Raw genomic sequence first — 9,354 nt, 5'->3', positions numbered from 1 at the left:
GCGGGGTCACTGCGTCTCCAACTCGTCGTCGAGCAGGTCGAAGAGCTCGCTGTCCGAGGCCGTGTCGAGGTCGGCGTCGGGGGCGGGCGCCGCGTCCGTCCCGGTGGCGTTCCAGGCGGCGAGCAGCGCGTGGAGCCTGCCGCTGATCCGGCCGCGGTCCTCGGGGCCGGCCTGCGCGGCTGCGGCCAGGGCGCCGCCGAGCCGGTCGATCTCGTCGAGGAGCGGGTCCACGCCGTCGGTGTCGCCGAGGAGTTCGGTGCGCAGCAGGGCGGCGAGCTCGACGGGCGTGGGGTGGTCGAAGACCAGGGTGGAGGGCAGGCTCAGGCCGGTGGCGGCGCCGAGCCGGTTGCGCAGTTCGACCGCGCTGAGGGAGTCGAAGCCCAGTTCGCGGAAGGCCCGCTGGGGGCCGACGGCGGCCAGGGCCTCGGGGCCGGCGGTGCCGTGGCCCAGGACGGAGGCGGCCTGCTTGCGGACCAGGTCGAGCAGGACGCGGTCCTGCTCGGCCGGCGGGAGGCCGGTGAGCCGGTGCAGCAGGGCGTCGGCGGCGCCGTCGGCGGCCTCGGCCTCGGCGGCGGCGGTGGCCTCGGCCTGGGCGAGGAGCTTCGCCGCCTCGGGGACCATCTCGAACAGGGGGCTGTCGCGTTCGGTGTTGGTGCCCAGCGAGAAGCTGTCCCAGCGGATGTCGATGATGACGGGGCTGGTCTCCTCGTGGTCGAGGGACTGCTGGAGCGCGGCGGTGGCGAGCTCCGGGGGGAGCTCCCAGACGCCCTGGAGGCGGGCGCGTTCGCCGACGCCGTTGTCGGCCATGCCGCTGCCCTCCCAGGTGCCCCACACGACGGCGGTGGCGGGCAGGCCGAGGGCGCGGCGCTGCTCGGCGAGGGCGTCGAGGAAGGTGTTGCCGGGGGTGTAGTTGCCCAGGCCCGCGGAGCCGTAGGCGGCGCCGAAGGAGGAGAACAGGACGAAGGCCGTGAGCTCCTTGTCGCGGGTCAGTTCCTGGAGGTTGAGGGCGCCGCGCGCCTTGACGGCGAGGACGCGTTCCATGCGGTCGGGGGTGAGCGAGTCGACCATGCCGTCGTCGAGGACGGCGGCGGTGTGGAACACCGAGGTCAGGGGGGCGTCGGCGGGGAGTGCGTCGATGACGGCGGCGAGCGCGGCGGCGTCGCTGACGTCGGCGGCGGCGATGGTGACCCGGGCGCCGAGCTCGGTGAGTTCGGCCTGGAGGGCGTCGGCGCCGGGGGCGCCGGGGCCGCTGCGGCTGATCAGGAGGAGGTGTTCGGCGCCGGCGCGGGCGAGCCAGCGGGCGGTCTGCGCGCCGAGGCCGCCGGTGCCGCCGGTGATGAGGGCGGTGCCGGCCGGCTGCCAGGTGCGGACGGGTTCGGTGTCGCCGATCGGGGCCCGGACCAGCCTGCGGACCAGGACGTTCCAGGAGCGTACGGCGAGCTGGTCCTCGTCTCCGGGCTCGGTGAGGATGCCGGCGAGCCGCTTCCAGGCCTCCTCGTCGGGCTGCTGCGGCAGGTCGACGATGCCGCCCCACAGCCGCGGGTGCTCCTGGACGAGGACGCGGGCCAGGCCCCAGACGGTGGCCTGGACGGGGCTGGTGAGCGGGTCGGAGTCGCCGACGGAGACGGCGCCCTGGGTGAGGGACCAGACCGGGGCGTCGAACTCGGCGAGTTCGCGGACCTGGAGGACAGCCTGGACGAGGGTGACGGTGCCGGCCAGGCCGAGCGGGAGTTCCGGGTGGTCGGGGTGCGGCCGCTCGTCGAGGGACAGCAGGGACAGGATGCCGGTGACGCGGTCCTCGCCCTCGGCGGTGAGCTCCTGGTGGAGCTGCTGGGCGAGGGTGTAGCGGTCGCTCGCCCAGATGTCGACGGGGATGCGGACGGTGCGGGCGCCCTGGGCGGCGAGGCGGTCGGCGGCGGCCGAGGCGAGCGCGTCGTCGCCGCCCTCGGACTCCACGATCAGCCAGGTGCCGGTGAGCTGCGGGGCGGCGGTCTCGGCGACGGTCCACACGGTGCGGTAGCGCCAGGAGTCGATCGCGGACTTCTCGCGGCGGGTGCGGCGCCAGGCGGCCAGGGCGGGCAGGGCCTCGCCGAGGGGCTGGTCGGCGCCGACGCCGAGGGGGGCCAGGTCGCCGCTGTCCACGGCCGCCCAGAAGGCGGTGTCGACCTCGTCGCCGCCGTGCGCGGCGGGGGCGGGGGCCGTCGGGTCGGCGGGGGCGGCGTCGAGCCAGTAGGGGCGGTGCTGGAAGGCGTACGTGGGCAGTTCGACGCGCTGCGCGCCCTCGGGGAAGACGGTGGGCCAGGCGACGGCGGCGCCGCGGGTCCAGGCTTCGGCGAGGGAGGTGAGGAAGCGCTGCGGGCCGCCCTCGTCGCGGCGCAGGGTGGCGAGGGTGACGGCGGAGGCGGCGGCGGGGGCCCCGTCGGCGTCGATGGTCTCCTGGACGCCGATGGTCAGCACCGGGTGGGCGCTGGACTCGACGAACAGGCCGTGGCCGGAGGCCAGGAGGCTGCGGACGCCGTCCTCGAAGCGGACGGTGGTGCGCAGGTTGGTGTACCAGTACTCGGCGTCCAGCTCGGAGCCGTCGGCCCACTCCCCCGTCACGGTGGAGAAGAACGGGATCTCGGCGGTGCGCGGCTCGATGCCGGCGAGCAGGCCGAGGACCTCGTCGCGGATGGATTCGACCTGCGCGGAGTGGGAGGCGTAGTCGACGTTGATGCGGCGGGCGCGGACCCCGTCGGCCTCGCAGGCCGCCATCAGCTCGTCCAGCGCCTCCGGGTCACCGGAGACGACGGTCGACTGCGGGCCGTTGACGGAGGCGAGGGCGAGGCGCTCGCCCCAGGCGGAGATGCGTTCGGCGACGGCGCCGGCGACGTCCGCGACGGACACCATGCCGCCCTTGCCGGCCAGCGCCACGATGGCCTTCGCCCGCAGCGCGGAAACCTTCGCCGCGTCCTGGAGCGACAGGGCTCCGGAGACGGCGGCGGCGGCGATCTCGCCCTGGGAGTGGCCCAGCACGGCGGCGGGGCGCACCCCGTGGAAGCGCCACAGTTCGGCGAGGGACACCATCACGGCCCACAGGGCGGGCTGGACGACGTCGACGCGGTCGAAGCCGGGGGCGCCGTCCTTCTGGCGGAGCACGTCGAGCAGCGACCAGTCGGTGTGCGGGGCCAGGGCCTGGGCGCACTCCTCCAGGCGGGCGGCGAACACCGGGGTGGAGTCGTACAGTTCCACGGCCATGCCGGCCCACTGGGAGCCCTGGCCGGGGAAGACGAAGACGGGGCGGTCCGCGCCCGCGGCGGCGGTGACGCCGGTGGTGTCGCCCTCGGCGAGCTCGGCGAGCCCGGCGAGGAACTCCTCGTGCTTGGCGGCGACGACCGCGCCGCGCACCGGGTGGGCGGTGCGGGTGGTGGCCAGCGAGAAGCCGGTGGAGGCGGGCGCGGCGCCGTCCCGGACGTGGTCCAGGAGGCGGGCGGCCTGCTCGCGCAGCGCGGCCCGGGTGCGGCCGGAGAGGATCCACGGCACGGGCGCGCCGCCGTCCTCGGGGGCCGGCGCGGCCGGCAGGTCGGCCGGGGCGGCCTCTTCGAGGATGACGTGGGCGTTCGTACCGCTGACGCCGAAGGAGGAGACGCCGGCGCGGCGGGGTTCCTCGCCGCGGCGCGTCCAGTCGCGGGAGTCGTTCAGCAGCCGGACGCCGCCGGAGGACCAGTCGATGTGCGGGGAAGGCTCGTCGGCGTGCAGGGTCTTGGGGAGCACGCCGTGGCGCAGGGCCTGCACCATCTTGATGACGCCGGCGATGCCGGCGACGGGACCTCCGTGTCCGATGTTGGACTTCGACGAGCCGAGCCACAGCGGCTGGTCGGCGGAGTGCTCCTGCCCGTAGGTGGCGAGCAGGGCCTGGGCCTCGATCGGGTCGCCGAGGGAGGTGCCGGTGCCGTGCGCCTCGACCGCGTCCACGTCCTGCGGGGTGAGCCGGGCGTTGGCGAGGGCGCGGCGGATGACCTCCTGCTGGGCGGGCTCGCTGGGGGCGGTGAGGCCGTTGCTGGCGCCGTCCTGGTTGAGGGCGGAGCCGCGGATGACGGCGAGGACCTGGTGGCCGTTGCGGCGCGCGTCGGAGAGGCGCTCCACGAGCAGCACTCCGGCGCCCTCGGCCCAGGTGGTGCCGTCGGCGTCGGCGCCGAAGGCCTTGCAGCGGCCGTCGGCGGCCAGCGCGCGCTGCCGGCTGAACTCGACGAACGCGGCGGGGCTGGACATGACGGCCACGCCCGCGGCCAGGGCGAGCGAGCACTCGCCCTGGCGCAGGGCCTGCACGGCCAGGTGCAGGGCGACCAGGCCGGAGGAGCAGGCGGTGTCGACGGTGACGGCGGGGCCGGCCAGCCCGAAGGTGTAGGCGACCCGGCCGGACAGGACGCTCGACATGGTGCCGGTGCCGATGTAGCCCTCCACGCCGTCCGGCAGGGCGTCCAGCCGGGAGGCGTAGTCGGAGGCGACGGCGCCGACGAAGACGCCCGTCCCGGTGCCCTTCAGCGACAGCGGGTCGTAGCCCGCGCGCTCCAGGGTCTCCCAGGCGGTCTCCAGGAACAGCCGCTGCTGCGGGTCCATGGCGGCCGCCTCGCGCGGCGAGATGCCGAAGAGCTCCGGGTCGAAGAGGGTGGCTCCCTGGAGGAAGCCGCCCTCGCGGACGTACGTCTTGCCGGGGGCGTCGGGGTCGGGGTCGTACAGGTCGGTGTCCCAGCCGCGGTCGGCCGGGAAGGGGCCGATCGCGTCGGTACCGGACGCCACGAGGTTCCAGAAGCCCTCGGGGTCGGTGACCCCGCCCGGGAAGCGGCAGGCCATCGAGACGATGGCGATCGGCTCGGACCCGGCGTCCTCGGCGTCGCGCAGCTGCTGCTTGGTACGGCTCAGATCGGCTGTGACGCGCTTGAGGTATTCGCGGAGCTTCTCTTCGTTGCTCGTCGACATGCTCGGTACTCCTAAGTGGATATGGGACAGAGGAGCAGGTCAGGAAGCTCCCAGTTCCTTGTCGATCAGTGCGAAGATCTCGTCGTCCGTCACCGCGGCGAGGGCTTCGTCGTCGAGGACGTCCGCCTCCGTCTCGGTGCCGCGCCACTTCCACAGCAGCGCCTCCAGGCGCTTGGCGACGGTGTCGCGGGCGTCGCCGTCCGGGTCGGCGTCCGCCAGTACGGCTTCCAGGGCGGCGAGTTCACGCAGCCCGGGCGCTTGCGCGCCGCGGGCGGTGCCCAGCTGGTCGAGGAGGTGCCGGGCGAGGGCAAGCGGGGTCGGGTGGCTGAAGACGAGGGTGGCGGGCAGGGACAGGCCGGTCGCGGCGGTGAGCCGGTTGCGGAGTTCGACGGCGGTCAGCGAGTCGAACCCGAGCTCCCGGAAGGCCCGTTCCGCCTCGACCGATTCCGTCTCCGGGTGGCCGAGGACCGCGGCCACCCGGGTGCGGACGAGGTCGGTGACCGTGCGCTCCTGTTCCTGCGGGGAGAGCGCGGCCAGCCGCTGTGCGAACGATTCGGCCTCCGCCGCGTCCTGCGAGGCGGCCGTCCGGCGTACGGGCGTACGCGTCGCGGTGCCCGCCCCGCCGGTGGCTCCGGCGGCGGCCGCGGCGGCGGTCAGTTCCCCGGCGGACACCAGCCGCGACGCGAACGACGCGACGGAGGCGACGGGGCGGCCGGTGGCGTCGGCGACCGTGAGGGCCACCTCGTCCGGGCCGGCCGGGGTCAGGTGCACGCGCACGCGCGAGGCTCCGGCGGCGTGCAGGCGCACTCCGCTCCACGCGAACGGCAGCCAGGCCGTTCCGTCCTCCGCTTCCGGCCCGCTCACCGCCAGCGCGTGGAGCGCGGCGTCGAGCAGGGCCGGGTGGAGGCCGAACCGGCCGGCGTCCTCCTGCTGATCCTCGGGCAGCACCACCTCGGCGTACACCCCGACACCGTCGCCCGGGAGCCAGACCTCGGCCAACCCCTGAAAGGCCGGGCCGTACCCGTACCCCGACCCCGACAGCCCCTCATAGAAACCGTCCAGGTCCACGCGCTCGGCGCCGGCCGGGGGCCAGGCGGTGAGCTCGCGGCCGGGCTCCGGGGTCTCGGCGCGGCTGAGCACGCCCTGGGCGTGGCGGGTCCAGGGGCCGTCGGCGGCGTCCTGGCGGCCGTACACGGCGACGGTGCGCCGGGATGCCGGGTCGGGGGCGCCGACGACGATCTGGAGCAGTACGGGGCCTTCGTCGGGCAGGACGAGCGGGGCTTCCAGGGTCAGTTCGTCGAGGGTGTCGCAGCCGGCCTCGTCGCCGGCGCGGACGGCCAGCTCGACGAACGCGGCGCCGGGCAGCACCCGGGCTCCGGCCACGACGTGGTCGGCGAGCCAGGGGTGGGTGCGCAGCGACAGCCGCCCGGTGAGGACGGTCTGGCCGCCTTCGGCGAGGCGGACGGCGGCGCCGAGCAGGGGGTGGTCGGCGGCGCCGAGGCCGGCGGCGGCCACGTCGGCGGCGCCGGTGCCGGCGGGGGCCGTCAGCCAGTAGCGCTCGCGCTGGAAGGCGTACGTGGGCAGCTCGACGCCTGAGACGTCCTGGCTGGCGTGGACGGTCTGCCAGTCGACGGGGGCGCCGTGGGTCCAGGCCTCGGCGAGGGAGGCCAGGAAGCGCTGCGGCCCGCCCTCCTCGCGGCGCAGGGTGCCGAGGGTGACGGCGGCCGACTCCGTGGCGTCGATGGTCTCCTGGACGCCGATGGTGAGCACCGGGTGGGCGCTGGACTCCACGAAGACCTTGTGGCCGCGCTCCAGGAGGCCGGCGACGGCGTCCTGGAAGCGGACCGTGCGGCGGAGGTTGGTGTACCAGTACTCGGCGTCCAGCTCCGAGCCGTCGGCCCACTCCCCCGTCACGGTGGAGAAGAACGGGACCTCGGCCGTACGCGGCTCGATCCCGGCCAGGAGGGCGAGGACCTCGTCCCGGATCGACTCCACCTGCGGGCCGTGCGAGGCGTAGTCCACGTTGATGCGGCGCGCCCGGACCCCGTCGGCCTCGCAGGCCGCCATCAGCTCGTCCAAAGCCTCCGGATCACCCGAGACGACCGTCGACTGCGGGCCGTTGACCGAGGCGAGGGCGAGGCGCTCGCCCCAGGCGGAGATGCGTTCCGCCACCGCGTCGGCGGTGTCGGCGACGGACACCATGCCGCCCTTGCCGGCCAGGGCCACGATGGCGCGGGCCCGCAGCGCGGACACCTTCGCCGCGTCCTCCAACGACAGGGCACCCGCGACGGCCGCGGCGGCGATCTCGCCCTGCGAGTGGCCGACCACGGCCGCCGGGATGACACCCGCCGCCCGCCACAGCTCGGCCAGCGAGACCATGACCGCCCACAGGGCGGGCTGCACGACGTCGACGCGGTCGAAGCCGGGCGCGCCGTCCTTCTGCCGGAGCACGTCCAGCAGCGACCAGTCCGTGTGCGGGGCCAGGGCCTCGGCGCACGCGTCCAGACGGGCCGCGAACACCGGCGAGGTCTCGTACAGCTCCAGGGCCATGCCGGCCCACTGGGAGCCCTGCCCGGGGAAGACGAACACCGTCTTGCCGGTGCCCGCCTGGCCCTGGTGGACGCCCGTCGCGGTGTCGCCGTCGGCGAGGGCGGTGAGGGCGCGTGCGGTGTCCTGCGCGGAGGTGAGGGAGGTGATGGCCGCGCGGTGGTCGAAGGCGGCCCGGGTGGTGGCCAGGGCGATGCCGGTGGCGGTGTGCGCGTCGGGGTGCGCAACAGCGTGCGCGGCGAGCCGTTCGGCCTGGCCGCGCAGGGCGGCGGCGGTGCGGCCCGACAGGAGCCACGGGGTGCCGTCCACGGGGCCGGACAGGACGGCGGGGCGGCCGGGGCCGGTCTCGGCCGGCTCGGCCTCGGTGTCCGTGCCGGTGTCCTCGGGGGCCTGCTCCAGGATGATGTGGGCGTTGGTGCCGCTGATGCCGAACGCGGAGACGCCGGCCCGGCGCGGGCGGCCGGTCTCCGGCCAGGCGCGGGGCTCCGTCAGCAGTTCCACGGCGCCCGAGGCCCAGTCGATCTTCGGGGAGGGCGCGTCGACGTGCAGGGTCTGCGGGAGCAGGCCGCCCCGCATCGCCATGACCATCTTCATCACGCCGGCCGCGCCCGAGGCGGCGGAGGTGTGGCCGATGTTGGACTTCACGGAGCCCAGCCACAGCGGCCGGTCGGCGGGCCGGTTCTGCCCGTAGGTGGCGAGGAGGGCCTGGGCCTCGATGGGGTCGCCGAGGGTGGTGCCGGTGCCGTGCGCCTCGACGGCGTCGACGTCGGCGGCGGTGACGCGGGCGCTGGCGAGGGCCTGCTTGATGACCCGCATCTGGGCGGGCCCGTTGGGGGCGGTGAGGCCGTTGCTGGCGCCGTCCTGGTTGACGGCGGTGCCGCGGATGACGGCGAGGACGCGGCGGCCGGCGCGGCGGGCGTCGGAGAGCCGCTCCACGAGGAGCACGCCGACGCCCTCGGCGGGCCCGAAGCCGTCGGCGGCGGCGGCGAAGGCCTTGCAGCGGCCGTCGGCGGCGAGCGCCCGCTGGCGGCTGAACTCGACGAACCCGGCGGGGTTCGACATGACGGTGACGCCGCCGGCGAGGGCCATGGAGCATTCGCCGTTGCGCAGGGCCTGCACGGCCATGTGCAGGGCGACGAGGGAGGAGGAGCAGGCGGTGTCGATGGTGACGGCCGGGCCCTCCAGGCCGAGGGAGTAGGCGAGCCGGCCGGACATGACGCTGGCCAGGTTGCCGGTGCCGAGGTAGCCCTCCAGCTCGTCCGGGGCCTGGAGGATGCCGGTGGTGTAGTCGATGGCGCTGAAGCCGACGAAGGTGCCGGTGAGGCTGCCGGTGAGGGTGGCGGGGTCGATCCCGGCGCGTTCGACGGCCTCCCAGCCGGTCTCCAGGAGCAGGCGCTGCTGGGGGTCCATGGCGAGGGCCTCGCGGGGGGAGATCCCGAAGAAGCCGGCGTCGAACTGGTCGAGGTCGTGCAGGAAGCCGCCTTCCCTGACGTAGTTGGTGCCCGGCTTGTCGGGGTCGGGGTCGTAGAGGGATTCGATGTCCCACCCGCGGTTGACGGGGAAGGCGCCGACGGCGTCGCCGCCGGCCGCGACCAGCTCCCACAGGTCTTCGGGGGAGCTCACCCCGCCGGGGTAGCGGCAGGCCATGCCGGTGATCGCGATCGGTTCGTGGCCGGCCGACTCGGCCGCCTGCAGCCGCTTGCGGGTCTGCTGCAGGTCGGCCGTCGCCCGCTTGAGGTATTCGAGGAGCTTCTCTTCGTTGTTCGCCATGGTCGGTATCTCCGTGGGCCCCGTGGGGCGGATCGCTGGCCGGCGGGTGGGATGGGGGAAGGGGTGCCCCCGCCGTAC

The 9,354-nt window shown here is 75.4% G+C and carries 1 protein-coding gene and 1 pseudogene; both read right to left on the bottom strand.

What is annotated here, in order from left to right; translation table 11 throughout:
- Nucleotides 1–6: 6 nt before the first annotated feature.
- Complete coding sequence (locus AC07A6_RS04655; protein WP_478776063.1) at nt 7–4,959, bottom strand: type I polyketide synthase; 4,953 nt, start codon at nt 4,957–4,959, stop codon at nt 7–9.
- Nucleotides 4,960–4,998: 39 nt separating this feature from the next.
- A pseudogene (locus tag AC07A6_RS04650) lies at nt 4,999–9,273 on the bottom strand (type I polyketide synthase); the annotation flags it as partial.
- Nucleotides 9,274–9,354: the final 81 nt, after the last annotated feature.

It is taken from the genome of Streptomyces sp. NPDC044002 (assembly GCF_056434525.1).
Note: the sequence above shows the minus strand (reverse complement) of the source record. Positions and strands in the feature narration are given on the sequence as shown.